The following is a 331-nucleotide window of genomic DNA, read 5'->3' on the forward strand; positions in this document are numbered from 1 at the left end:
TGATTGTCTGGCACCTTGAAAATGTCGCCAGGCGCGCGGGCTTGCTTGATCCAAGAGCCGTCGGACTGCTTTTCAGACTTCTGCTTGATCGCAAAGCCGGGCAACACGTTGGCCTGCGGTGACAGTCCGCGTTCTGCAGCCCATTTCACACGGTAGCGTAATGTTCGGTCGGAAATCCCGAGATATTCCGCAGCATCTTTCTTGTGCGGAAACGCGGATATGGCTTCGAGCGTCTGTAGCAGTTGCTCGTCGGTAATAGTTGGATAAGCCATGGGCTACTTTCTGGCGAGCAGGTTGCAGACTTCGAGCGCAGGAACTGCGTAGCCGAAGC

At 55.6% G+C, this 331-nt stretch carries 1 protein-coding gene; it reads right to left on the reverse strand.

Annotated elements, in window-relative coordinates; translation table 11 throughout:
• The coding region (locus tag ACTJKP_RS27280; RefSeq protein WP_440632888.1) for a helix-turn-helix domain-containing protein at window positions 1–272 on the reverse strand (272 nt) is incomplete at its 3' end.
• Window positions 273–331 lie beyond the last annotated feature (59 nt).

This window comes from Brucella sp. 22210, assembly GCF_052045675.1.
Taxonomy (GTDB): domain Bacteria; phylum Pseudomonadota; class Alphaproteobacteria; order Rhizobiales; family Rhizobiaceae; genus Brucella.